The sequence below is a fragment of the Thiolapillus sp. genome, from assembly GCF_048562965.1.
Classification (GTDB): domain Bacteria; phylum Pseudomonadota; class Gammaproteobacteria; order Chromatiales; family Chromatiaceae; genus Thiolapillus; species Thiolapillus brandeum_A.
On the sequence record NZ_JBHNMF010001336.1, the window covers coordinates 1 to 693 of the forward strand.

The window sequence follows — 693 nt, forward strand, 5'->3', positions numbered from 1 at the left end:
CCGGCATTCATGCCGGAATAGTCCACCTGCCTATATTACGAAGGTATGCATCAATGTGGCGGTTTGTAAAAGACGAAAAAAGTCGTTTTCAACTATGGATTGAGCAGGGATGGTGTTGGCTCCTGCCCCTTTTTCAGTATCTCAAGTCGTTTTTCGTTCAGTTTCTTGTATTTCAAGCGCGGGGCTTCCGATTGTGGCGTGGGGGGTGGCAATATGGAATAGCGGGGATCATCCTGGCCCATGGAGATTTCCAGGCGGTCCTTCAAGTACGCCATCCAGGATTTTGGATCGTTCGGATCCACGCCGTCGGGGAAGGACATATCGTCTGTGGTGAGCAACCCGCGTTCATCCAGATGTGCGAGCTTGAGTTCATCGTCACCCAGAAGATGCATTTCTTCGGCGGTCAGAAGCATCCGGGATACCAGTGCGGTAGTGGACAACAGGCCCTGGGAAACCACCCCGATACGGTCGGGCGGCGCGGCGAGAACAATGGCCGGCACCACAGTGATATTCCATGACTTGGCCCAGCCGGCGTCTTTGATGAACGGCATCTTCTCCATGCCAGGCATTGGTTTGCCATCGAGGGAAATCAGTCGGATTTCGAACCCATACCGCAACGCGAACTGTTTCAGAGGAAATATCTGAAAATGGCAGTATTTGCATGATGAAGAGTAGAAAAAGAAGATACCGGCC

Annotated in this window: 1 protein-coding gene; it reads right to left on the reverse strand. The window is 52.2% G+C overall.

From position 1 onward, the window contains the following. Positions 1 to 92 precede the first annotated feature (92 nt). Positions 93 to 693: conjugal transfer protein TraF (gene traF, locus ACOCD2_RS24170; protein ID WP_293688879.1), on the reverse strand; the 601-nt coding region annotated here is incomplete at its 5' end.